This window comes from Actinomadura vinacea (assembly GCF_039532545.1).
Classification (GTDB): domain Bacteria; phylum Actinomycetota; class Actinomycetes; order Streptosporangiales; family Streptosporangiaceae; genus Spirillospora; species Spirillospora vinacea.
This window is the reverse complement of the sequence record NZ_BAAARW010000046.1, coordinates 59882-83223: the sequence shown is the minus strand read 5'-3', so window position 1 is coordinate 83223 and position 23342 is coordinate 59882. Positions and strand designations below refer to the sequence as shown.

Sequence of the window (23342 nt, the reverse complement as noted above, 5' to 3'; positions counted from 1 at the left end):
GACTGACCAGACGCAAGGATGGAGCCACCTCGTGCGCCGTGTCGTTTGCCCCGGCTCGTTCGATCCCGTCACCAATGGCCACCTCGACATCATCAGCCGGGCCTCCCGCCTCTTCGACGAGGTGGTGGTCGCCGTTCTGATCAACAAGACCAAGCAGGGGCTCTTCAGCATCGAGGAGCGGATGGAGATGCTGGAGGAGGTGACCAAGGAGTACGGCAACGTCACCATCGACAAGTGGCACGGGCTGCTGGTGGACTTCTGCAGGCAGAACGACATCCCGATGATCGTCAAGGGGCTGCGCGCGGTCAGCGACTACGAGTACGAGCTGCAGATGGCGCAGATGAACCACCGGATGGCGGGCGTCGAGACAATGTTCATGTCCACCAACCCGCTGTACTCCTACCTGTCCTCCAGTCTGATGAAGGAGATCGTCAAGTACGGCGGCGACGTCTCCGGCCTCATCCCCGACCTGGTGCTCACCCGGCTGTCCGCCCGGCTCCAAGAATCCTGACCCGGCGTCCGGGCCCGGCGGGAGCGCAGGGCCGGGAGGGCGGGCGCGAGTTGGGGGCAGGCCCGCGCGTTCGCTACTCTGGGACATCGGCCTGACCGACGGCCGCGATTCGCCATGGCACACGAAAGCAGGATTCCGCTGTCTCGCCTCGATCCGAACGCTCCCCTCGTGCTCGACACCCGGGCCCTGGGCAGGCAACCCGGATCGTCGCGCGAGGAGGCGCTCCGCGTTCCGGCCCCGGAGGATTTCGGCGTCGAGATGGTGGGCGTGCCCGAGGGTGCCACGATCGAGCTGGATCTGCGGCTCGAGGCGGTGCTCGAGGGCGTGCTCGTCACGGGCACGGCGCGCGTCCCCCTCGAAGGGGAGTGCGCGCGCTGCCTGGACCCGCTCGCCTCGACCTTCGAGGCGGGCTTCCAGGAGCTCTTCGTCTATCCTGACACCCGTTCCGGCGGGCACGCGGACGACGACGAGCTCCGCCTCGAGGGCGATCTGATCGACCTCGAGCCGGTGCTCCGGGACTCGGTGGTGCTCGCGCTGCCGCTGTCACCGCTGTGCCGGGACGACTGTCCCGGCCTGTGCCCGGAGTGCGGCGTCCGGTTGGCGGACGCCGAGCCGGACCACGGCCACGCCGTCGCCGACCCTCGCTGGGAGGCGCTGCGAGGCCTGGCCGGCGGCCCGTCCTCCGACGGAGGCACCTCCTCGGAGGGCTGACGGGCGGCCGCCGACGACGGGCATTCCCCGGTGGGGGAGGTGGGGGCCCGAACCCCACCGGGCATTCGACCGACGACAAGGAAGCAGGAGGGCTGACGTGGCCGTCCCCAAGCGGAAGAAGTCGCGCAGCAACACGCGGCACCGGCGTGCGCAGTGGAAGGCCACCGCGCCGACCCTGGTCGAGTGCCCCACGTGCCGCGACAAGAAGCTGCCCCACACCGCGTGCGCGACGTGTGGAACCTACGACCGGCGGCAGGTCATCGCCCCGTCGGCCTGACCTCGGCCTGATCCCGGCATCACGGGGGGCGGAACCGCGCGCGGCGCGGCCGCCCCTCCCGGTGTCGGGACAGGTGTCGGAGTCGACCGGCGAGGGAACGCCGACAGCGACATCAGCACCTCGACACCGGGTGCCCGACACCCGGTGTCTCGACATGCGGTGCCTCAACGTACGCTTGGGTACCGTCCATCACCCAGCACCAGACCCACCCACCCCGACCAACCGGCGGGTGACGTCGGTGCGGTGAACGGCTAAGGGCCGGCGCCCGAGGCCGTGGTGCACGCCGGGGACATCGATCGGCCGGCGCGCACCTCGTCTTCGTGGACCTGTCTCCTCGGCCGCGCGACCGCGCCGCCCTCGGGCCTCCCGGGCCGTTCCGGGAGTCCGGGCGTCACACGCCGCCATCGGCACCGCCGCGCGGGGTGCGAGGCCTCCGAGGAGGGCCTGTGAGCGGTAAGAGGACCGAACCCGCGCCCGACCGCGCGGAACTGACCCGCGCGCTCGGCGTCGAGGTCACCGACGAGCTGCTGGAACGCGCCCTGACGCACCGTTCCTACGCCTACGAGAACGGCGGCCTGCCCACCAACGAGCGCCTGGAGTTCCTGGGCGACTCGGTGCTGGGCCTGGTCGTCACCGACACCCTGTACCGGGGACATCCCGACCTGCCCGAGGGGCAGCTGGCCAAGCTGCGCGCCGCGGTGGTCAACATGCGGGCTCTGGCCGGCGTCGCGCGCAACCTGGCCGTGGGCGACCACATCCGCCTCGGCCGGGGCGAGGAGGGCACCGGGGGACGCGACAAGGCGTCCATCCTCGCCGACACGCTGGAGGCGCTGATCGGCGCCGTCTACCTCGACCGCGGCCTGGACGAGGCGTCCGCGCTGGTGCACCGGCTGTTCGACGCGCTGATCGCCCGGTCCGCGGGGCTCGGCGCGGGGCTGGACTGGAAGACCTCGCTGCAGGAGTTGACCGCGGTCGAGGAACTGGGCGTCCCCGAGTACCACGTCTCGGAGAGCGGCCCCGACCACCAGAAGACCTTCCGCGCCGCCGTGCGGGTCGGCGGGACCACCTACGGGTCGGGCGAGGGCCGCAGCAAGAAGGAGGCCGAGCAGCACGCCGCCGAGGCCGCCTGGAACGCCATCCGCGAGCTGGTCGTCAAGCGCGAGGCCGCCCCCGGCAAGGGCGGCAACGGTGCCGAGCCCCCGGACGGCGGCGCCGGGCAGGCGCCGCAGCAGGCCCCCGGCCCGGGGGCCTGACCGGTGCCTGAGCTGCCCGAGGTCGAGGTCGTCCGGCGCGGCCTCGACCGGTGGGTCACCGGCCGCACCGTCGCCTCCGCCGAGGTGCTGCACACGCGCGCGGTCCGCCGCCACGCCGAGGGGCCGGCCGACTTCGCCGGACGGCTGGCGGGGCGCACCATGGCCGCCCCGCGCCGCCGCGGCAAGTACATGTGGATCCCGCTCGACTCCGGCGAGGCCCTGCTGGCCCACCTGGGCATGAGCGGGCAGCTCCTGGTCGGCGAGCCGGACCGGCCCGCGGAGAAGCATCTGCGCGTCCGGGTGTCCTTCACCGACCACGCCGACGGCGGCCTGGACCTGCGCTTCGTCGACCAGCGCACCTTCGGTCACCTGCTGGTGGCCGAGGAGGCGTCCGGGACGTCGGGCACGCCCGTTCCCGAACCCATCGCCCACATCGCGGCCGACCCGCTCGAAGAGGCCTTCGACGATGAGGCGTTCTACCGTGCGCTGCGCCGCCGCCACACCGGGATCAAGCGGGCACTGCTCGACCAGTCCCTCATCAGCGGCGTCGGCAACATCTACGCCGACGAGGCCCTGTGGCGGGCCAGGCTCCACTGGGCCCGCCCGACCGAGACCCTGACACGCGCCGAGGCGGCCCGCGTGCTGACGGGCGTACGGGAGGTCATGGCGGCGGCCCTGGCCGTCGGAGGCACCTCGTTCGACAGCCTCTACGTCAACGTGAACGGGGAGAGCGGCTACTTCGACCGTGCGCTGGACGCCTACGGCCGCCGGGACGAGCCCTGCCGCCGCTGCGGGAGCCGGATCCGCCGCGACGAGTTCATGAACCGCTCCTCCTACAGCTGCCCCAAGTGCCAGCCCCGCCCCAGAAGGGCGAGATACTGAGCGTGATGGACAACATGGGCGACGAGGCGGCCGGGGACGGCGGCGGGGTGGACGGCGCCGAGACCGTTCGGCTCACCGCCTGGGCGCGCGGGCGCGTCCAGGGAGTGGGCTTCCGCTGGTGGGTGCGGGCCCGCTCACTGGAGCTGGGCCTGGTCGGCAGCGCCACCAATCTCCAGGACGGCCGTGTCGAGATCGTCGCCGAGGGGCCGCGGAAGTCCTGCGAGCGGCTCCTGGAACTGCTGCGCGGGGCCGGGACCCCGGGCCGGGTGGCGGGCGTCGCGGAGCGCTGGAGCGAGCCCCGCGGAGAGGGCCCCGGCTTCGACGAGCGCTAGCCGGGTAGGGGTTTCCGGTTTGTACCTGCTAAACTAGTGAGGACAGGTTGTTACCGGCCTGTGATGTGCGTCTTGACCAGCGCACCGGCCGGTGCGACTCTAGACGATACGCGCACCCGCTTGAGATTGATTCTCGTGCGCGATCCCTGCTGGTTACTCAGCGTGGAGGACCCTTAGTCATGGCGAAGGCTCTACTCGGCCACGTCGGCGGTCCCGACCCCCGGATGGTCGCGGAGATGCGGCGCCTTCAGCAGCGCGTACGTGATCTGGAAGCCGAGCTTGTCCGGCTTCAGGCGGAGAACGACGCGCTTGCGACGGCGGCGAACGACGAGGACGTATTGTCACTCGGAGTGAAGGACCGCGAACCGGCGCTGACATAGTCGGCGCCTTATTTGAGGAACAAACAGGGACGCCGTCCGAGGCGTCCCTTATGTTTTGTCCACTCGCCGCTGTGTTCTTGCAATCCCGGCCCAGGGCGCTCGCCTGGGGCTCGCACCCTGACCGTGCTTGGTGCGAGCGCGACATCGCTTCGCGATCTGCCCGGTGAGCCTCGCCTCCGGCATCGCCCCACCGGCCAGGTAGCGCGCTCGCGCGGTACCTGAGGCCACGTCGAGACGGGTCCTGGTACTGGCGGGCGTCCACATCGCTGATCGCCGACGGGTTTCGGTCGGGTGCTGAGCGCATTGGGGCAGATCATGGCACATTGGAGAGGAACGGTCGCGCGGTTGCCGGGCCGTTGAAGGCTCGGCCGGTATCGTTCGTCCCGTTCCCGGAGGGGCGAGCCGGGGAGCTACAGGGGGCCTCCTGACCCCGGGACGGGTGGACCGCGTCAGCGAGGCCGGTCTCCCGGCCGTGTCCCTTGTCGCGCATCCCCTTGTGTGCATCCCGTGGAGGAGGACAGCGAGCGCGTGTACCTGAAGAACCTGACGCTGCGCGGCTTCAAGTCCTTCGCGTCCTCCACCTCCCTCAAGTTCGAACCCGGCATCACCTGTGTCGTGGGGCCCAACGGGTCGGGCAAGTCCAACGTCGTAGACGCGCTCGCCTGGGTGATGGGCGAGCAGGGCGCCAAGTCGCTGCGCGGCGGCAAGATGGAGGACGTCATCTTCGCCGGCACGGCCAGCCGCCCGCCGCTGGGCCGCGCCGAGGTCGTCCTCACCATCGACAACTCCGACGGCGCCCTGCCGATCGACTACACCGAGGTGACGATCAGCCGGCTGATGTTCCGGTCCGGGCAGAGCGAGTACGCGATCAACGGGGACTCCTGCCGGCTGCTGGACATCCAGGAACTGCTGTCGGACTCGGGCATCGGCCGCGAGATGCACGTGATCATCGGCCAGGGGCAGCTGGACCGGGTGCTGCACTCGGGGCCGGAGGGCCGCCGGGCGGTGATCGAGGAGGCGGCCGGCGTCCTCAAGCACCGCAAGCGCAAGGAGAAGGCGCTGCGCAAGCTGGACGCGATGCAGGCCAACCTGACCCGCGTCCAGGACCTCACCGGTGAGCTGCGGCGCCAGCTCAAGCCGCTGGGCCGGCAGGCCGAGATCGCGCGGCGGGCCGCGGTGATCCAGGCCGACCTGCGGGACGCCCGGCTGCGGCTGCTGGCCGACGACCTGGTCACCCTGCGCACGAAGCTGGAACAGGAGGCGGCCGACGAGGCCACCGTGCGGGAGCGCCGCACCGAGACCGAGCGGGCCCTTGGAGAGGCGCAGGAGCGCGAGGCCGCCCTGGAGGCCGAGGAAGCCGAGCAGGCGCCCAGGCTCGCGCAGGTGCAGGACACCTGGTTCAAGCTGTCGGCGCTGAAGGAGCGGCTGAGCGGGGTGGCCGACCTGGCGGCCGAGCGGCACCGCAACGCCGTCGAGGCCCGCGACGAGGAGCGGCGGGGCCGCGACCCGGAGGAAATGGAGCGCGAGGCCGCCGCCGTCCGCGAGCAGGAGGAGATGCTCCGCGCCGCGCTGGAGGAGGCCCAGGACGGCCTGGCGGTGCGGGTCGAGGAGCGGTCCGGCGCCGAGGAGGCCCTGGCGGCCGAGGAGCGGCGCCTGCAGGCCGCCGCCCGCGCCGCCGCCGACCGGCGCGAGGAGCTGGCCCGGCTGCGCGGCCGGGTGGAGGCGCTGCGGAGCAAGGTCCAGGCGGGGCGGTCGGAGATCGGACGGCTCGGCGAGGCGCGCGCGGAGGCCGAGCAGCGGGCGAACTCGGCGCAGGCCGATCATGAGGCGTTCGAGGCCGAGGTCGTCGAGGACCCCGAGCTGATGGCCGAGCACGAGCTGGCCCAGGAGACCCTGGCAACCGCCAAGGAGGCCGTGGAGGCCGCCAGGGCCGCCGTGGACGGTCCCAAGGGGGAGCTCAAGGAGGCCAGGGCCGCGGTGGCCGGGGCACGTTCGGCCGATCAGGCGGCGCAGAAGCAGGTCGCCGCGTTGCAGGCCCGTATCGAAGCCCTGAACCTGACCCTGGCCAGTGCCGCCGAAGGCGGGGAGGCGGTTCTGGCCGCCGGTGCCGACGGGGCCTTGGAAGGGGTGCTCGGCACGGTCGCGTCGCTGCTGACGGTACGGCCCGGCTATGAGACGGCGATCGCGGCGGCCTTGGCCAGTGCCGCAGAGGCCATCGCGGTCGGTTCCTTGGACATCGCAGAGGCCGCCTTGGAACTGCTGCGCGCGCGCGACGCGGGCCGGGCGGGCCTTCTGATCGGCTCCTCGGCTTCCGGGGAGGACCAAGACCCTTCCCGGATCGACGGGGTCGACTATGCGATCGACGCCGTGACCGTCCCGGACGTTCTGCGGCCCGCCATGTGCGAGCTGCTGCGCGATGTGGCCGTGGTGGACGACGTGTCCTCCGCCGCGGCGCTCGTACGGCGCGAGCCGGGACTGCGGGCCGTCACCCGCGACGGGGACCTCGTCGGCGCCCACTGGGCCCAGGGAGGCGCCGCAGGAGGCGCGCAGAGCCTTCTCCAGATGCGCGCCACCCTCGACCAGGCCACCGAAGACCTCGCGGCCGCCGAGACGGAGGCCGAGCGCAGCGCCGCCGCCCTGACCGAGGCCACGGAGGCCGAGCACCGCGCCCAGGCCGCGCTCGACGCCGCCCAGAGCGCCGTCAACCAGGCCCAGGGCGGCGTCAACCAGGCCCAGACAGAACTCGACCGGGTACGCGGCAAGGTCCGCGAGCACGAGGCCCAGGCCGCCCAGGAGGCCAAGCGCGCGGCCCGCCTGGAGGCCGATGTGCGGGCCGCCAGGGGCGAGGTGGAACGCCTCACCAAGGCCCTGGACGCGGCAGGCGAATCCCTGGAACGCGATGCGCAGGCCGCCGAGGAGCTGGCCGAACGGCTCGCCGAGTCGGAAGAGGCGGCCGAGGTCGCCGACGAGGCCGGCCACGACACCGAGACCCGCGACGAGCTCGGCGTCCGCTGCCAGGAGCTGCGCGCAGCCGAGATGGAGGCCCGGCTGACCGTCCGCACCGCCGAGGAGCGCGTCCAGGCCATCGCGGGCCGCGCCGACTCGCTGGAGCGCGGGGCCCGGCGCGAGCGCGAGGAACGCGCCCGCGCCGCCCAGCGCCGCGCCCGCCGCGAGCAGCAGGCCAAGGTCGCCGAGGCGGTGCACAAGGGCGCCCGGGTCGCGCTGCGCCGCATCGAGGTCTCTCTGGAGTCGGCCGTGACGCAGCGGGAGGCCGCCGAGCGCGCGCGGGCCGAGCGCGAGGCCGAGCTGAAGGTCGTGCGCACCCAGGTCCGTGAACTGTCGAGCACCCTTGAGCGGCTGGTCAACGTCGTCCACGGCAGCGAGGTCGCCCGGGCCGAGCAGCGCCTGCGGCTGGAACAGCTCGAACAGCGCGCCCTGGAGGAGTTCGGCCTGGAGGTCGAGGCGCTGGTGGCGGAGTACGGCCCCGACCAGCCCGTCCCGCCGGGACCGGAGCCGGAGGCGGGGCCGGGCGCTGGAAAGGGCGGCGAAGACGCTGAGACGGGCGCTGAGACGAGCGGTGAGACGGGCGGTGAGACGGGCGCTGAGACGGGCGCGGCGGCCGCCGCGCAGCCTGTGCCGTACGACCGGCGCCAGCAGGAGAAACGCGCCAAGGCCGCCGAACGCCAGCTCAACCAGCTCGGCAAGGTCAACCCGCTGGCGCTGGAGGAGTTCGCCGCCCTGGAGGAGCGGCACGCGTTCCTCACCTCCCAGCTGGAGGACCTCAAGAAGACCCGCCGCGACCTGCTCAACATCGTCAAGGACGTCGACGACCGCGTCCAGCAGGTGTTCGCCTCCGCCTACGAGGACACCGCCCGCGAGTTCGAGCGGATCTTCGCCCGGCTGTTCCCCGGCGGCGAGGGCAGCCTGTCGCTGACCGAGCCCGAGGACATGCTCGCCACCGGTGTGGAGGTCGCGGCCCGTCCGCCCGGCAAGAAGGTCAAGCGGCTGTCGCTGCTGTCGGGCGGCGAGCGCTCCCTGGTCGCGATCGCGTTCCTGGTCGCGGTGTTCAAGGCCCGGCCGTCGCCGTTCTACGTCCTGGACGAGGTCGAGGCCGCCCTCGACGACACCAACACCCAGCGGCTGCTGCGCGTGTTCGAGGAGCTGCGCGAGTCGTCCCAGCTCATCGTGATCACCCACCAGAAGCGCACCATGGAGGGCGCGGACGCGCTCTACGGCGTCAGCATGCGCGGCGACGGCGTGACCCAGGTGGTCAGCCAGCGGCTCCGGGAACACGAACCCGCCTGAGCCTTGTGCCGGGCGGGGGCGATCCACTACTCATGTGCAGGGTTCTCCGACCCCGTCTCCGGACAGCCCGTCCGGACGGAGAACGACCTTGAGAGGTATGCCCATGGACCCCCAGCGGCTCAAGGCCAATTTCGCCTTGGTGCGGGAGAACGGCGACGGCCTCATCGCCTACTTCCACGCCGACCTCTTCCAACGTGAACCGGCGCTGCGGGACCTCTTCCCCGCGTCCATGGAGAAACACCACCACAGGCTCCTTCAGGCGCTCGCGCACATCGTGTCGCTCGTGGACGACCCGCCCGCCCTCGTCCCGTTCCTGCGGGAACTGGGAAAGCGGCACCACGGCCACGGCATTACCAATGACCACTTTCCGCAATTCGGGGTCAGCCTGCTGACCGCCCTCGCGCATTTCACCGGACCCGAGTGGAACGAGGACCTGGAAAGCGACTGGGCCGCCGCCTACAGCTTCGTCGCCCAGATCATGGCCGAGGCCGCCGCGGAGGCAGCCGCGGAGGCCGCACTGGAGCGGTCCGCGGCGGCGCAGCCGGTCGAGGCCGTCGGATGAGAGCGAAACGCAGGTGAGACGCAGGTGAAAGCCGGGGTGAAGGGCGGCTCGCCCACCCCTGGGCGGGGTTCGGCGCATCGGCGCCGGTCTGGAAAACTGGATGCGCTATGGACTATCTGATCCTCATCGCCGGGCTGGCCGTCGTCATCCTGATCGTCGGCGGCGTCCTGTTCTTGCGGCCCGGCCGCCGCAAGCCCCGGCCGCCCGCCGAACCCGCCGAGCGGCCGGCCGACCTTCCGCCCGGCGGCACGACCGTCGCCGAGGAGGATCAGGCGGTCGCGCCGCCGGCCGAACGGGCTCCTCCGGTCGAGAAGGCCCCGCCCAAGGTCGAGATCGAGGTACCGCCGCCCTCCGCGGGCCGGCTGGTGCGGCTGCGGGCCCGGCTGGCCCGCTCCCAGAACGCCTTCGGCAAGACCCTGCTGGGCCTGCTGTCGCGCGAGACCCTCGACGACGACGCCTGGGAGGAGATCGAGGACACCCTGATCGGCGCCGACATCGGCGTCTCGGTGGCCCGGCAGATCACCGAGGACCTGCGCACCCGCGTCCAGGTGCTCGGCACCCGCAGCCCCGAGGAGGTGCGCGCGCTGCTGAAGGAGCAGCTGGTCAAGCAGATCGGCGCCGACCTCGACCGGTCGCTGCACACCGCGCGGCACGGCAACCGGCCCGCGGTGCTCATGGTCGTCGGCGTGAACGGCACCGGCAAGACCACCACCTGCGGCAAGCTCGGCCGGGTCCTGGTCGGCGACGGCCGCACCGTGGTGCTGGGCGCCGCCGACACCTTCCGCGCCGCCGCCGCCGACCAGCTGGAGACCTGGGGTGCCCGGGTCGGCGCGAAGGTCGTCCGCAAGGACGAGGGCGCCGATCCGGCCAGCGTCGCCTTCGACGCCGTCAAGCAGGGCGTCGACGCCAAGGTCGACACCGTGATCGTCGACACCGCCGGCCGGCTGCACACCAAGACCGGGCTCATGGACGAGCTGGGCAAGGTCAAGCGGGTGATCGAGAAGCAGGCCGCGGTGGACGAGGTGCTGCTGGTCCTGGACGCCACCACCGGGCAGAACGGCATGCAGCAGGCCCGCGTGTTCGCCGAGGTCGTCAACATCACCGGGATCGTGCTGACCAAGCTGGACGGCACCGCGAAGGGCGGCATCGTCGTCCAGGTGCAGCGCGAGCTGGGCGTGCCCGTCAAGCTCGTGGGCCTGGGCGAGGGCCCGGACGACCTGGCCCCGTTCGAGCCCGACGCTTTCGTGGACGCGATCCTGGGCGACTGACCCGCCGCCTGGAGCGGAGCGGAGGGCGGTGGGTCAGTCCGCTTTTGCCGGGGAGTCTGAGGGGTCGCCCCCTCAGAAAGGAACTGACCGCTCTTCCCGGCAGGGGCCGTCCCCTCACGTCGAGAGGGCCCCGCACGCATCTTCGGTTGCGTGCGGGGCCCTCTGCTTTCCTCGCCCCGGCCGTCCCGGCGAAAGCGAAACGCCCATGTGGGAAGGGGAGCCGCCCCGAACGAACGGGCCGTGAGGTTTCTGAAACATCCTCGAAACAGTTCGCAATGGGGTTTCACACCGTGGAAACACAAGGGCCTTTCAGGTGAAACGGCCACACCAGAGTCTCTGAGCAGTCCAAGTTCCCTGTCGAGGAGGGGCTCTCCCCGAGATGAAGATCGATAGCGGTAGTACCGCGTGGATGCTGACGAGTACGGCGCTCGTCCTGCTCATGACACCGGGCCTGGCCTTCTTCTACGGAGGGATGAGCCGGGCGAAGAGCGTGCTCAACATGATGATGATGAGCTTCGTCAGCATCGCCATGGTGGGCATGATCTGGGTCGTCTACGGCTACTCGGTCGCCTTCACCGAGGCCGGTGGCCTGAGCTCGTTCATCGGCGGGCTCGGCGACTGGGGACTGGTCGGGCTGGAGAAGGTCGCGACCACCGACGACGGCACCGGCATCCCGCAACTGGTGTTCGTGGCCTTCCAGGCCACCTTCGCGATCATCACCGTGGCCCTCATCAGCGGCGCCGTGGCGGATCGCGCCAAGTTCGGCGCCTGGGTCGTCTTCACCCTGGTCTGGACGACGCTGGTGTACCTGCCGATCGCGCACTGGGTGTGGTGGTCCGACGGTGAGGAGAACGGCAAGGCCGGCTGGATCTTCGACCTGGGCGCGCTGGACTTCGCGGGCGGCACGGTCGTCCACATCAACGCCGGTGTCGCGGCGCTCGCGCTGGTCCTGGTGCTGGGCCGGCGCAAGGGCTGGCCGCGGGACCCGATGCGCCCGCACAACCTGCCGTTCGTGCTGCTGGGCGCGGGCCTGCTGTGGTTCGGCTGGTTCGGTTTCAACGCCGGCTCGGCGCTGGCGGCGGGCGAGACCGCGGCGGTCGCCTTCGTCAACACCCTGGTCGCCACCTGCGCGGCGGCGTTCGCCTGGATCGTGGTCGAGAAGCTGCGCGACGGCAGCTCCACCACCCTCGGCCTGGCCTCCGGCGTCGTCGCCGGCCTGGTCGCCGTCACCCCGGCGTGCGCGTTCATCACCCCGCTCGGCGCGATCGTGCTGGGCCTGATCGCCGGCGCGGTGTGCGCCTTCGCGGTCGGCCTCAAGTACAAGCTGGGCTACGACGACTCGCTCGACGTGGTCGGCGTGCACATGGTCGGCGGCATCGTCGGCGCGCTGCTGATCGGCGTCCTGGCCACCACGGCCGTCAACGAGAACGGCGCCGACGGGCTGCTGGCCGGCGGCGGCCTGGCGCTGCTGGGCAAGCAGGCGATCGCGGTGCTGGCGACGCTGGCCTACTCCTTCGTGGTCACGTTCGTCATCGCTAAGATCATCGACCTGGTGATGGGCTTCCGGATCAGCGAGGAGGACGAGGTCTCCGGCATCGACAGCGCGGCGCACGCCGAGACCGCCTACGACTTCGGCAGCGTGCACGCCGGCGTCGGCGCCTCGCTGCCCGCCCCCGCCACCGCGACCCGCGCCGAGAAGAAGGTCGAGGCCGAGGCATGAAGCTGATCACGGCGGTCATCAAGCCGTTCAAGCTGGACGAGGTGAAGGCGGCCCTGGAGACCTTCGGGGTCAAGGGGCTCACCGTCAGCGAGGCCAGCGGGTACGGGCGCCAGAAGGGGCACACCGAGGTCTACCGGGGCGCCGAGTACAAGGTCGACCTGGTGCCCAAGCTCCGCGTGGAGGTGCTGGTCGACGACGAGGACGCCGAGGACATCATCGACGTCATCGTCAAGGCGGCCCGCACCGACAAGATCGGCGACGGCAAGGTCTGGGCCGTCCCGGTCGAGACCGTGATCCGGGTGCGCACCGGCGAGACCGGCGCGGACGCGCTCTAGGGAGCGGGGTGACCCAGGTTCACGGCACGGTCGGGGGAGAGACCCGTACGGCCCGCGCAGCCCTCGCGGCGGCGCGGGCCGCTCGGGCGGACGAACTGGACCGCTGGCTCGCCGGCCTCCTCGGCGCCCGGCGCCCGGCGCTCCTGGACGGCGACGGCGGCGCCGGCGGCGCCGGCGGCGTGGCCCTGGTCGCCGTGGGCAGCCACGCGCGCCGGGAACTCACCCCGGGCGGCGACCTCGACCTGGTGCTGCTCCACCGGGGCCGTTCGGACGTGGCCGCGGTCGCCGACCGCGTCTGGTACCCCATCTGGGATTCGGGCATCCGGCTGGACCACTCCGTCCGGACCGTGCACGAGGCCCGCCAGGTGGCCCGTACCGACATGAAGGCGGGCCTGGGCCTGCTGTCGGCGCGCCACATCGCGGGGGAGCACTCCCTGGTGGACGAGCTCCGCGCCGCCGTCCTGGCCGACTGGCGTGCCGACGCGCGGCGGAGGCTGGCCGAGCTGGGGGAGATGTGCCGCCGCCGCTGGGAGTCCAAAGGGGAACTGGCCTTCCTCCTTGAGCCCGACCTCAAGGAGGCCCACGGCGGGCTACGGGACGTCAACGTGATGCAGGCCGTAGCCGCGTCCTGGGTGGCGTCAGCTCCCGACGCACGTGTTCGCGCCGCCCATGACCTCCTCCTGGACGTGCGCCACGTGCTGCACGAGGTGACCGGCCGGGCCGCGGACCGTCTCGTGCTCCAGGAGCAGGAGGCCGTAGCGCGCGCGCTTGGACTGCTGGACGGCAATGTGCTGCTCCGTACGATCGCCGAGGCGGCCCGTACGGTGACCTATGCCGGTGACCATCTGTGGCGGCGCGTCGAGCGTTTCTGCGCTCCGCGCCGAGCGTCCCGCCCACGCGGGCGGCGGCAGCCGTACAGCGCGCGGGGCGTGGAGCGGACCCCTGTCGGGGACGGTGCCGTAGAGCAGGAGGGCGAAGTCGTCCTGGCACGTGACGCGGACCTGGACGACCCCGCGCTCGTGCTCCGCGTAGCCGCCGCCGCGGCACAGGCCGGGCTCCCCTTGGCCCTCGCCACCGTCGACCGCCTCGCTGAAGACGCGGCCCTCCCGCCAGTGCCATGGCCTGCCGAGACAAGGGACGCCCTGGTCTCCCTACTCGGCGCGGGTCCGTCGGCGATCGGCGTGTGGGAGGCCTTGGACCAGGCGGGTCTCGTCGTAAGGCTTCTGCCCGACTGGGAAAGGGTTCGCAACCGCCCCCAGCGCAACCCCGTCCACCGCTTCACGGTCGACCGCCACCTCGTGGAGGCCGCGGCCAGCGCCGCCGCCCTCACCCGCGAGGTGTCCCGCCCCGACCTGCTCCTCATCGGGGCGCTCCTGCACGACATCGGCAAGGGCTGGCCCGGCGACCACTCGGTCGGCGGCGCCGTCGTCGCCCGCGACCTCGGCGCCCGGATGGGCTTCGCGGAGGAGGACGTCCGCGTCCTGGAGGCCGTCGTACGGCACCACCTGCTCCTCCCCGACACCGCCACCAGGCGCGACATCGACGACCCCAGGACCCTGGAGGCCGTCACCGCCGCCGTCTCCGCCGTGCCCGGCCGGGAACGCGAGATCGTCGAACTGCTGGCCGGGCTGGCGATCGCCGACGGCCAGGCCACCGGGCCGGGCGCCTGGGGCAAATGGAAGGCCGGGCTGATCGCCGAGCTCGCCCGCCGCGCCGCGGCGGCCCTCGCCGGGGGCACCCCGCCCCCGCCGCCCGTCCTGAAGCCCTCCCAGCTGGCCCTGTCGCGCCACGACGGCGGCTCGGTGCGCATCACCGGCTCCCAGGTCACGATCGCCGCTCCGGACCGCTCAGGGCTGCTCTGGAGGGCGGCCGGGGTACTGGCACTGCACCGCCTCGCCGTCCGCACGGCCCGCACGTCGTCCCGGGCGTCGTCGGGGGACCCGAACCCGGGGACGGCCGTCCTCGACTTCACGGCCGTCCCCGAATACGGCAACCCGCCCGACCCGGCCGCGCTGGAAGCGGACCTGCGCCGCATGCTCGCCGACCGCCTCGACGTGGCCGACCGCCTGGAACGCCGGGCCCGCTCCCTGCGCGTGCGGCCGGGCATCCCCGTCCCGCCGCCCAGGGTGACCATCGTGGACGACGCGTCCAGCACCGCCACCGTCGTGGAGGTTCGCGCGCACGACCGTCCAGGGCTCCTATGGCGCATCGGGCAGGCACTGGGGGACTGCGGGCTCCAGGTACGCGCCGCCCAGGTGGACACCCTGGGCGCGGACGCAGTGGACGTCTTCTACGTGGTCGACGGCTCCGGGCAGCCACTCACCGAGCCGGCGGACCTGTCGCGCGTGCGTCAGCACGTCCTGGCGGCCCTGCGCTAAGCGAGGCGGAGAGGCGATCACGGGGGCACAACCGCCTCTCCGCCGGTCTAGGGGGTCGGGGACTGAGTCGGTTGGGGCGTCGTCGGCGTCGGCGTCGGGGACGTGGTGGGCTGCTCTTCTCCGCCCCGGGACGAGTCACCGTTCACATAGTCGTTCACGTTCCCGCCCGGGCCGTCCTGAGTCCCATCGCCGGTCCCGTCCCTGGTGGGCCTTGGACCGTTGCCTTGGTGCTCGTCGTCCGCGTCGTCTTCTCCGCCTTGGCTGTTCTTGCCCTTGCCGTTCGACGACCCATTGCCCTTGCCCTTCTTCGGGTCAGAGCCCTCACCCGTCGAAGAGCCGTCCTGGCGCTGAGACTTCTGCGAAGACGGCGCAAGCCATGCGCAATACCCGGGGACCTTGGACACGCCCCCCGCCGCGTTCACAAGCATGCGCAGCGACGGTTTGGCGAGCTCCTGGGCACGCCTGGAAGGGGCGATGGCCCCATAGGCGCGGCAGAGGGCCACCAGGGTCGACCGTGAGGGACCGGGAGCCTCCGTGGTCGTCTTCACGCCCGGCCTGGCCTGGGGGCTGGCCGAAGCCTTGGGCCCGTCCACGGGTACCGGCGACTGGGGACTGTCGGTATGGGAGGACAGCGGGCCGATCGGCAGCCCCATCGCCCCTCCCGCCAGCACCATCCCGCCCGCCGCCGTGGCCGTCGCCACCGCCACGGCCGCGATCTTCACCGGCGCCAGCCGGGCGAACCGGAACCACGACCGTGCGGGGGGCGCCGCCGCCCGCCGGAAGGCCGCCGCGCGGAAGGCGGCCACCGCGGCGTCCTCACCGGCCAGTTCCCCTTCCCGGGCGGGCCCCGAGGCCGCCGCGAGCAGATCAGCGAGGCCGTCGGCCCGCAGATCCGGATCGAAAGGAACACCGTCGAGCAGGCGCTCGGCGGTGTCATGGTCCAATCGCTGGCCGTCGGTGTTCATCTCACCCTCTTCAGCGCCGCCGCGCGCGAACGTGTCACACCAGCCATCGCCATCCGCGTCCCCCTGCCGCGTTCCGAACCCAAGGGCCTGCCGCTTCTCAAACCGGGGCGTCCGGAGCATCCGGTCCGCGGCGTTCGAACGCCGGCGAGGCCCCCTTCGACGGAGACCCGCCCACCCAAGCCGTATCGCCCACCGCCTGCGAACCGCCAGTGCTTTCGCCCCCTTCGGGCGGGGAACCGTCGGCAGGGCCGGACCCCACGACGGCGCCCGCCCTCGAGTGCGCCTGATCCGCCTGGACGCCTTCCGCCGTCGGTGGCGGCCCGCCCTGCTTCTTCTGGGAACGGTCCGTTTTTAGAACAGGTTCGCCTGGCTCCGGAGCGCTCAATCGCTCCGAGAGCCGGCGAAGGCCGCGATAGGCGGCCGTGCGCACCGCGCCCGAACGCTTCCCCAGGACCCGGCCGGCCTCCTTGGCGTCCAGCCCGACCACCACCCGCAGCAGCACGGCCTCGGCCTGGTCCCGGGGCAGACCGCTGATCAGGGCGATCGCCGAGTCGGTGGACAGGCGCTCCATGGCGTCCCGCTCCGTGTCGTCCCGGCCCACCAGATCGGTGAGGTCGTCGATGTGGACGCTGCTGTCCGGCCGGCGGCCCACGCGGCGCAGATGGTCCAGCGCGCGGTGCCGGGCGATGGTCGACGCCCAGCCGCGGAACCGGTCGTAGTCGCCGCTGAATGACCCCATGTCCCGGGCGATCTGCAACCAGGCGTCGGCGGCCACGTCCTCCGCCTCCGTGCCGACCAGGGTGCGCAGGTAGCGCAGCAGCCTGGGCTGCAGATCCCGGTAGAGCGCCCGGAAGGCCTCCTCGTCACCGCCCTGCGCGGCGTGCAGGGCGGTTTCGAGTTCCTGGTCGCCGGCCCGGGGCGTCGCACGTTCGCTCATGCGCCTCCGTCGTGCGGCCGCGGCCACGTGTTCACCTGTTGGACCTCGCTGGGGTGGGGGAATCTGACGGTCGCAGGGGCCATGCCGTGTCGCAGCACAGTTCCCCTGAAGCGTTCAGCGTACGTACCGGACCGAATGTCACACCCGAAACCGCGGAAACAACGCAGAATCGTTCGGACGGGGCCCGCCCCGCGACCCGATACCCTGGCAGTTGATCCCAGAAGCTTCCAAGGACGGGTCCAGACACGTGTTCGAGACGCTCTCCGACCGGTTGACGACGGTCTTCTCGTCGCTCCGCAGCAAGGGCCGGCTCTCCGAGGCCGACATCAACGCGACGGCCCGCGAGATCCGTGTCGCGCTGCTCGAGGCCGACGTGGCACTGCCCGTCGTCAAGGACTTCATCGCCCAGATCAAGGAGCGGGCGCGGGGCTCGGAGGTGTCCCAGGCGCTGAACCCCGCCCAGCAGGTCGTCAAGATCGTCAACGAGGAGCTCGTCAACATCCTCGGCGGCGAGACCCGCCGGATCCGCTTCGCCAAGAACCCGCCCACCGTGATCATGTTGGCGGGTCTGCAGGGAGCGGGCAAGACCACGCTGGCCGGAAAACTGGCCCGCTGGCTGAAGTCCGAGGGCCACGCCCCCCTTCTCGTCGCCGCCGACCTGCAGCGGCCCAACGCCGTCCAGCAGCTCCAGGTGGTCGGCGAACGCGCCACCGTGCCCGTGTTCGCGCCCGAGCCGGGCAACGGCGTCGGCGACCCGATCGGGGTCGCCCGCCGCTCGATCGACCACGCCAAGCACGCACAGCACGACGTGGTCGTCATCGACACCGCCGGCCGCCTCGGCGTGGACGCCGAGATGATGCAGCAGGCCGCCGACATCCGCGACGCGGTCCGCCCCGACGAGATCCTGTTCGTCGTCGACGCGATGATCGGCCAGGACGCGGTCACCACCGCCGAAGCGTTCCTGAGCGGCGTCGGCTTCGACGGCGTCGTCCTCACCAAGCTCGACGGCGACGCCCGCGGCGGCGCCGCGCTGTCGGTCCGGCACATCACCGGCCGGCCGATCATGTTCGCGTCCACCGGCGAGAAGCTGGAGGACTTCAACGTCTTCCACCCGGACCGGATGGCCGGGCGCATCCTCGACATGGGCGACATCCTCACCCTGATCGAGCAGGCCGAGCAGGCGTTCGACACCGCTCAGGCCGAGAAGATGACCACCAAGTTCGCCTCGGGCGAGGACTTCACCCTCGAGGACTTCCTCGAGCAGATGATGATGATCCGCAAGCTCGGGCCGATCGGCAACCTGCTCGGCATGATGCCCGGCATGGGGCAGGTCCGCGACCAGGTCAGCCAGATCGACGACAAGGACCTCGACCGGGTCGCGGCCATCATCCGCTCGATGACCCCGCAGGAGCGCAGCAACCCCAAGGTCATCAACGGCTCCCGCCGGGCCCGCATCGCCAAGGGCTCCGGCGTCTCCGTCGGCGAGGTCAGCAGCCTGGTCACCCGCTTCTTCGACGCCCAGAAGATGGTCCGGCAGATGGCCGGCGGCATGGGCCTGCCCGGCATGCCCGGCCGCCGCAAGGCCGCGAAGGCGGCCAAGGCCAAGAACAGGAAGGGCAAGCAGCGCAGCGGCGACCCCCGAAAGCGCGCCGCCCAGCGCGCCGGCGCGGACCGTCCCGAAGAGCCCGCCGCCGAGAACGTCCCGCAGGGCCTCCCGCCCGGCCTCGGCGGCCAGCTCCCCCCAGGCCTGGGCGGCCAGCTCCCCCCGGGTTTCCAGATGCCAGACCTGAACAAACTCCAGAGCCGCAAGAAGAAGTAACCGAAGCCCAGGGCCTGTACGCCTGGTCGCAGAGCCCCATGGGGCCGCAGGCGCCGCAACACACGCCGCCGTCCTCGGCATGACAGGCGTCCGATCAACACGCGCCTGATGCGAAGGTTCGCGCGTCGAAGCCGCCCCCAGCCCCGCCCAGCCAGGGCTTGTGCGGCGTCCGGTGTGGTCGCCGGGTTCGGTGGGCGGGGTTGGCCGGCCGTGGGTGTCGCGGCGGGCGCCGTCGTCTCCGGTGGTGCAGGCGTCCGGTCGACGCGCTCTTGATGCGAAGGATCGCGCGTCGAAGCCGTCCGCGGGCTCCCCAGGCAGGGCTTGCACGGTCTTCGACTCGGTCGCCGGCTTCGGTGGACCACCGTGCACTGGACTGGCTGAGGGCTGGTCGCCCTCGTCTTCGGCGGCACGCTGACGATCGCACCGCTGAAGCTCTGACAGGGTCGCCGGGACCGGTGGGCCGGCGTGGACGGTCGGGCGTGTCCGGTGGCTGCGGGGCGCGTCCGGAGGATTCTGCCCCTGATCGCGGTCAGGGGGAGGCGCGCGTCGCATGAGGCGGCGGGAGGTTTGTCGGCGATGTCGGTGTTGACCTTGCCGGTCAAGAGACCGGTCGGGGCGTGTCACCGGACGATTGCGCTTTTCCCTCGATCGTCTGGCAGAATGGCAGGCTGGAAACCCGGAGTCGCCAGGCGCCCTCTCTCGTTCTGCGCGGCCGGAGTCCATCGAGCGGCCCGTCGCCGGTGTCCCCACCTGGTAAGGCCCGCTCACCTGTATCAGTCTGGAGAACACCACACCCGTGGCAGTCAAGATCAAGCTCAAGCGTCTGGGGAAGATCCGGAACCCGCAGTACCGGATCGTCGTCGCCGATGCCCGCACCAAGCGTGACGGTCGGGCCATCGAGGAGATCGGGCTCTACCACCCCAAGGAGGAGCCCTCGCGCATCGAGGTGAACTCCGAGCGCGCCCAGCACTGGCTGCGCGTCGGAGCGCAGCCGACCGAGCCGGTCCGCAACCTCCTGAAGATCACCGGCGACTGGCAGAAGTTCAAGGGCGAGCCCGGTGCCGAGGGCACGCTCAAGGTGGCCGAGCCCAAGGGCGACAAGAAGGCCGCCTTCGAGTCGGCGGTCAAGGAGTCCATGGGCGACACCGAGACCCCCGCCACCGCCACCAAGGCCAAGAAGAAGGCCGAGCCGAAGAAGGCCAAGGGCGACGACGACGCCGCCAAGGCCGACGAGACCACCGAAGTCAAGAGCGAGGGCTGACGTGCTCGAAGAAGCGCTCGAGCACCTGGTCCGCGGGATCGTCGAGCACCCGGACGACGTCCGGGTGCGGGCCCGCCGGATCAGGGGCGGCCGGGTCCTCGAGGTGCGCGTGCACCCCGAGGACCTCGGCAAGGTCATCGGCCGCAGCGGGCGTACCGCCAAGGCCCTGCGCACCGTGATCAGCGCCCTGTCCGGGGGCCGGTACGTGCGCGTCGACCTGCTCGACGTCAACGAGGTCCGCTGACCATGGCCTCCCGCGGGCCGTCCGATCGGCTCGTGATCGGCCGGATCGGGCGGCCGCACGGGATCCGCGGCGAGCTCACCATCGACGTCCGCACCGACGATCCGGAACTCCGGTTCGCACCGGGCGGCGAGCTCGCCACCGACCCCGTGGCCGCCGGCCCGCTGACGGTCGAGCATGCCCGTCGGCATTCGGGTCGGCTGCTCGTGCGCTTCGCCGGGGTCGGCGACCGCGACGCCGCGGAGGAACTGCGCGGCGTGTGGCTGGTCGTCGACCCCGATGACATTCCCGGCTCCGCCGACCCCGACGAGTTCCACGACCAGGAACTGGTCGGGCTCACGGCCGTCACCGTCGCCGGGGACGAGGTCGGCACGGTCACCGGGATCCTGCACACCGGCCAGGACCTGCTGGTGATCGGGCGTGCCGGGGGCGGCGAGGCGCTGGTGCCGTTCGTGGCCGCGCTGGTCCCCGAGGTGGACGTCCCCGGCGGACGGCTGGTGATCGATCCCCCGCCCGGCCTGGATCTATGAGACTCGACATCGTCACGATCTTCCCGGACTACTTCGCTCCGCTGGACGTCTCCCTGCTGGGCAAGGCCCGCCGCACCGGGCTGCTCGACGTCCACGTCCACGACCTGCGGGAATGGACCCACGACCGGCATCGCACCGTCGACGACACCCCGTACGGCGGCGGTCCTGGCATGGTCATGAAACCCGAGCCGTGGGGAGAGGCGCTGGACGCCCTCGCGCCCGCCGGCGCGTCCCGCGTGCCGCGCCTGCTGGTCCCGACCCCCAGCGGACGCCCGTTCACCCAGTCCATGGCCGCCGAACTGGCCGCCGAGGAATGGCTGCTGTTCGCGTGCGGCCGCTACGAGGGCATCGACTCGCGCGTGGTCGAGGAGGCCCGCACCCGGATGCCGGTGGACGAGGTCAGCCTCGGCGACTTCGTCCTCGCCGGCGGGGAGGTCGCCGTCCTGGTGATGGTGGAGGCCGTCGGACGTCTCCTGCCCGGCGTCCTGGGCAACGCCGACTCGGTGGCCGACGACTCCTTCGCCCCCGGTGCGATGGAAGCCCTCCTCGAAGGCCCCGTCTACACCAAGCCTCCGATCTGGCGGGAACGCGTCGTTCCGGACATCCTGCTCTCCGGCCATCACGGCGCCATCGCCCGCTGGCGACGCGACGAGGCCCTGCGCCGCACCGCCCGCACCCGGCCCGAGCTGCTCGCCCGGCTGGATCCGGACTCCCTCGACGAGCACGATCGGCAGGTGCTGAGGGAGGCCGGTTTTCCGGTGGACGGCGAACCTATGGCACACTAGAGCGTCACCGTGCGCGCTGCCGCGCGGTGCCCAGACTTCGAAGAAAGATCCATTTCGCGCGGCGCGACGCCCCCCGCACCATTTTGACGGGGCCTCTCGATGTCCGCGTTCGAGCTGCGAGGAACCGCTGTCATGCACACCCTGATCCAGGAGATCGAGAAGGCCGCGATGCGCGCCGACGTCCCGGACTTCCGTCCGGGCGACACGCTCAAGGTGCACGTCCGTGTCACCGAGGGCAACCGGAGCCGGATCCAGGTGTTCCAGGGCGTGGTGATCCGGCGGCAGGGCGGCGGCGCCCGCGAGACCTTCACCGTCCGCAAGGTCAGCTACAGCGTCGGCGTCGAGCGGACCTTCCCGCTCAACAGCCCCTCGATCGACAAGATCGAGGTCGTCACCCGCGGTGACGTGCGCCGCGCCAAGCTCTACTACCTGCGCAACCTGCGGGGCAAGGCCGCCCGCATCAAGGAGAAGCGCGACTTCTGACGGCTTCGCTCGCGCGACGCCCCGGGAACCCGGCACGGTTCCCGGGGCGTTGCCTGTTTCGGGCGTGTTGTGAAGGGCCGGATGCCGACCCGGCGAGGCGCGACACGGCCAGGGACGCTCTGTCGGGGCTTCCACGCCGATAGGCTTTGCTTCCGATGAGCGACGAGGACGATCGGAGAAACGTGCGATCCGAGGCAGAGGGCGCGGTGCCCGACGAAGAGCAGACCGTGACCTCCGACCAGGAGCGCGACCCGTCCGACGACAAGAAGAAGAAGCAGGGCTCGTTCTGGAAGGAACTCCCGATCCTGATCGGGGTCGCCCTGATTCTCGCCCTGGTCATCAAGGCCTTCGCCGTGCAGGCGTTCTACATCCCCTCGGGGTCGATGGAGAACACCCTGCAGATCGGTGACCGGGTACTGGTCAACAAGATCGTCTACCACACCCGCGACATCAAGCGCGGTGACATCGTCGTGTTCAACGGCCTTGACTCCTGGGACCCTGAGACGCAGGTCCAGGAGCCCGGCAACCCCGTCGCCAGGGTGCTGCGCGCCATCGGCGGCGCGTTCGGCGTCGCCCCCAACGAGAAGGACTACATCAAGCGGGTCATCGGCATCCCCGGCGACCGTGTGAAGTGCTGCGACGCCCAGGGCCGCGTCACCGTGAACGGCGTCCCGCTCAACGAGGACTCCTACCTGTTCACCGACCCGGTCACCCGCGAGCGGAACAAGCCGTCCAACGACCCCTTCGAGGTCACCGTCAAGACGGGCCAGCTCTGGGTGATGGGCGACCACCGCGAACTGTCGTACGACTCCCGCTCCCACCGCGGCGACCCGGGCGGCGGCACCGTCCCCACCAGCCGCGTGATCGGCCGCGCCTTCGTCATCGTCTGGCCGCTGAACCGCGTCGACGACCTGCCCATCCCCAAGACCTTCGAGCAGCCGGCCCTGAACGCCGCCGCCGCGGCTGTTCCGGCGACCCCGCTGGCCTTGGGCCTGGTAGGCGCCGTCCCTGTCACCTACCTGCACCGCCGCCGAATCCGCAATCGGCGCTGACCGGTAACCGTCACCACCCAGCGAACCGGCCACACCCGCGATCCTGCGCACCCGCCACATGAGCCCGCGCGCAAGGGTCTTCTCGGTTTCGATCAATGGTCGTGCCGCCGGCCACCAGGGCGAGCATCGTCCCTCTCGCGGGCCGTGCCCGCCGCGGCTGGGCGGCCCCAGCCCCGTGATTCTGCGCCTGGCCCGTGATTCTGCGCCTCTGTGACTACCTGGCCGCCGCACTTGTGCACGTGACGGCGACACCGGCACAGGCGGCCCTGGTGAGCCGTCTCGTCGCATCGTGTGCCCTCTGGGCAGAAGCAGCCGGCCGCCTCGGCGCCGGTTCGGTGTGCTTCGAGCAGGCTTG

At 71.7% G+C, this 23342-nt stretch carries 22 protein-coding genes; 20 read left to right on the top strand and 2 right to left on the bottom strand.

The window, feature by feature from the left end:
• Positions 1-31 precede the first annotated feature (31 nt).
• The 13 genes from coaD (at position 32) to ABD340_RS45495 (ending at position 14914) form a co-directional block, all read left to right on the top strand.
• Positions 32-511 carry a pantetheine-phosphate adenylyltransferase gene (gene coaD, locus ABD340_RS45555; protein WP_344598137.1) on the top strand — a complete coding sequence of 160 codons (480 nt, stop codon included), beginning with the start codon at positions 32-34 and terminating at the stop codon, positions 509-511.
• 114 nt (positions 512-625) lie between these two features.
• Positions 626-1222 (top strand): YceD family protein, encoded by a 597-nt coding sequence (locus tag ABD340_RS45550; protein WP_344598135.1) that lies wholly within the window; start codon positions 626-628, stop codon positions 1220-1222.
• Positions 1223-1319: 97 nt separating this feature from the next.
• On the top strand, positions 1320-1499 hold the full coding sequence (gene rpmF, locus ABD340_RS45545; RefSeq protein ID WP_344598133.1) for a 50S ribosomal protein L32: 180 nt from the start codon (positions 1320-1322) through the stop codon (positions 1497-1499).
• A gap of 446 nt (positions 1500-1945) precedes the next feature.
• Positions 1946-2752: a ribonuclease III gene (gene rnc, locus ABD340_RS45540; RefSeq protein ID WP_344598131.1), complete on the top strand. Its 807-nt coding sequence runs from the start codon at positions 1946-1948 to the stop codon at positions 2750-2752.
• 3 nt (positions 2753-2755) lie between these two features.
• Positions 2756-3634 carry a bifunctional DNA-formamidopyrimidine glycosylase/DNA-(apurinic or apyrimidinic site) lyase gene (gene mutM, locus ABD340_RS45535; RefSeq protein WP_344598129.1) on the top strand — a complete coding sequence of 293 codons (879 nt, stop codon included), beginning with the start codon at positions 2756-2758 and terminating at the stop codon, positions 3632-3634.
• A gap of 5 nt (positions 3635-3639) precedes the next feature.
• Entirely contained in the window at positions 3640-3966 is a 327-nt protein-coding gene (locus ABD340_RS45530; protein ID WP_425547546.1) for an acylphosphatase, read from the top strand.
• Between the two features lie 179 nt (positions 3967-4145).
• Positions 4146-4346 (top strand): hypothetical protein, encoded by a 201-nt coding sequence (locus tag ABD340_RS45525; protein WP_344598127.1) that lies wholly within the window; start codon positions 4146-4148, stop codon positions 4344-4346.
• A 528-nt stretch (positions 4347-4874) separates the two neighbouring features.
• Positions 4875-8651 carry a chromosome segregation protein SMC gene (gene smc / locus ABD340_RS45520; protein ID WP_344598195.1) on the top strand — a complete coding sequence of 1259 codons (3777 nt, stop codon included), beginning with the start codon at positions 4875-4877 and terminating at the stop codon, positions 8649-8651.
• 97 nt (positions 8652-8748) lie between these two features.
• Complete coding sequence (locus ABD340_RS45515; RefSeq protein WP_344598125.1) at positions 8749-9213, top strand: globin domain-containing protein; 465 nt, start codon at positions 8749-8751, stop codon at positions 9211-9213.
• 107 nt (positions 9214-9320) lie between these two features.
• Complete coding sequence (ftsY, locus tag ABD340_RS45510; protein WP_344598123.1) at positions 9321-10481, top strand: signal recognition particle-docking protein FtsY; 1161 nt, start codon at positions 9321-9323, stop codon at positions 10479-10481.
• A 379-nt stretch (positions 10482-10860) separates the two neighbouring features.
• Positions 10861-12201 carry an ammonium transporter gene (locus ABD340_RS45505; protein WP_344598121.1) on the top strand — a complete coding sequence of 447 codons (1341 nt, stop codon included), beginning with the start codon at positions 10861-10863 and terminating at the stop codon, positions 12199-12201.
• On the top strand, positions 12198-12536 hold the full coding sequence (locus ABD340_RS45500) for a P-II family nitrogen regulator (protein ID WP_344598120.1): 339 nt from the start codon (positions 12198-12200) through the stop codon (positions 12534-12536). Before ABD340_RS45505 ends, ABD340_RS45500 begins: the two co-directional genes overlap by 4 nt.
• An 8-nt stretch (positions 12537-12544) precedes the next feature.
• Entirely contained in the window at positions 12545-14914 is a 2370-nt protein-coding gene (locus ABD340_RS45495) for a [protein-PII] uridylyltransferase (RefSeq protein ID WP_344598118.1), read from the top strand.
• A 47-nt stretch (positions 14915-14961) separates the two neighbouring features.
• Here ABD340_RS45495 and ABD340_RS45490 read toward each other — a convergent pair whose 3' ends face one another.
• Both ABD340_RS45490 and ABD340_RS45485 read right to left on the bottom strand, forming a co-directional pair.
• A complete protein-coding gene (locus tag ABD340_RS45490; RefSeq protein WP_344598116.1) occupies positions 14962-15879 on the bottom strand; it encodes a hypothetical protein in 918 nt (305 codons plus the stop codon).
• 97 nt (positions 15880-15976) lie between these two features.
• The gene (locus tag ABD340_RS45485; RefSeq protein ID WP_344598114.1) at positions 15977-16816 is read right to left on the bottom strand and encodes an RNA polymerase sigma factor; all 840 of its coding nucleotides are present in this window, start codon (positions 16814-16816) and stop codon (positions 15977-15979) included.
• Positions 16817-17063: 247 nt separating this feature from the next.
• Between ABD340_RS45485 and ffh the strand changes: the two genes are divergently transcribed.
• The 7 genes from ffh to lepB all read left to right on the top strand — a co-directional run bounded on the left by ffh (position 17064) and on the right by lepB (position 22987).
• Entirely contained in the window at positions 17064-18635 is a 1572-nt protein-coding gene (ffh, locus tag ABD340_RS45480; RefSeq protein WP_344598113.1) for a signal recognition particle protein, read from the top strand.
• 796 nt (positions 18636-19431) lie between these two features.
• Positions 19432-19896 carry a 30S ribosomal protein S16 gene (rpsP, locus tag ABD340_RS45475; RefSeq protein ID WP_344598111.1) on the top strand — a complete coding sequence of 155 codons (465 nt, stop codon included), beginning with the start codon at positions 19432-19434 and terminating at the stop codon, positions 19894-19896.
• Position 19897: 1 nt separating this feature from the next.
• The gene (locus ABD340_RS45470) at positions 19898-20140 is read left to right on the top strand and encodes an RNA-binding protein (RefSeq protein WP_151568089.1); all 243 of its coding nucleotides are present in this window, start codon (positions 19898-19900) and stop codon (positions 20138-20140) included.
• A 2-nt stretch (positions 20141-20142) separates the two neighbouring features.
• Positions 20143-20667 (top strand): ribosome maturation factor RimM, encoded by a 525-nt coding sequence (gene rimM / locus ABD340_RS45465; protein WP_344598110.1) that lies wholly within the window; start codon positions 20143-20145, stop codon positions 20665-20667.
• A complete protein-coding gene (gene trmD / locus ABD340_RS45460) occupies positions 20664-21452 on the top strand; it encodes a tRNA (guanosine(37)-N1)-methyltransferase TrmD (protein ID WP_344598109.1) in 789 nt (262 codons plus the stop codon). The genes rimM and trmD overlap by 4 nt, the downstream gene beginning before the upstream one ends.
• Positions 21453-21584: 132 nt before the next feature.
• The gene (gene rplS / locus ABD340_RS45455; RefSeq protein ID WP_067461562.1) at positions 21585-21935 is read left to right on the top strand and encodes a 50S ribosomal protein L19; all 351 of its coding nucleotides are present in this window, start codon (positions 21585-21587) and stop codon (positions 21933-21935) included.
• A gap of 182 nt (positions 21936-22117) precedes the next feature.
• Entirely contained in the window at positions 22118-22987 is an 870-nt protein-coding gene (lepB, locus tag ABD340_RS45450) for a signal peptidase I (RefSeq protein ID WP_344598107.1), read from the top strand.
• Positions 22988-23342: the final 355 nt, after the last annotated feature.

Coding starts and splice junctions, on each gene's coding strand:
- trmD (WP_344598109.1), top strand. CDS start 20,664: ATGAGACTCGACATCGTCACGATCTTCCCGGACTACTTCGCTCCGCTG.
- ABD340_RS45490 (WP_344598116.1), bottom strand. CDS start 15,879: ATGAACACCGACGGCCAGCGATTGGACCATGACACCGCCGAGCGCCTG.
- rplS (WP_067461562.1), top strand. CDS start 21,585: ATGCACACCCTGATCCAGGAGATCGAGAAGGCCGCGATGCGCGCCGAC.
- ftsY (WP_344598123.1), top strand. CDS start 9,321: ATGGACTATCTGATCCTCATCGCCGGGCTGGCCGTCGTCATCCTGATC.
- ABD340_RS45550 (WP_344598135.1), top strand. CDS start 626: ATGGCACACGAAAGCAGGATTCCGCTGTCTCGCCTCGATCCGAACGCT.
- ABD340_RS45515 (WP_344598125.1), top strand. CDS start 8,749: ATGCCCATGGACCCCCAGCGGCTCAAGGCCAATTTCGCCTTGGTGCGG.
- ABD340_RS45530 (WP_425547546.1), top strand. CDS start 3,640: ATGGACAACATGGGCGACGAGGCGGCCGGGGACGGCGGCGGGGTGGAC.
- ABD340_RS45525 (WP_344598127.1), top strand. CDS start 4,146: ATGGCGAAGGCTCTACTCGGCCACGTCGGCGGTCCCGACCCCCGGATG.
- ABD340_RS45485 (WP_344598114.1), bottom strand. CDS start 16,816: ATGAGCGAACGTGCGACGCCCCGGGCCGGCGACCAGGAACTCGAAACC.
- rimM (WP_344598110.1), top strand. CDS start 20,143: ATGGCCTCCCGCGGGCCGTCCGATCGGCTCGTGATCGGCCGGATCGGG.
- ABD340_RS45500 (WP_344598120.1), top strand. CDS start 12,198: ATGAAGCTGATCACGGCGGTCATCAAGCCGTTCAAGCTGGACGAGGTG.
- ABD340_RS45505 (WP_344598121.1), top strand. CDS start 10,861: ATGAAGATCGATAGCGGTAGTACCGCGTGGATGCTGACGAGTACGGCG.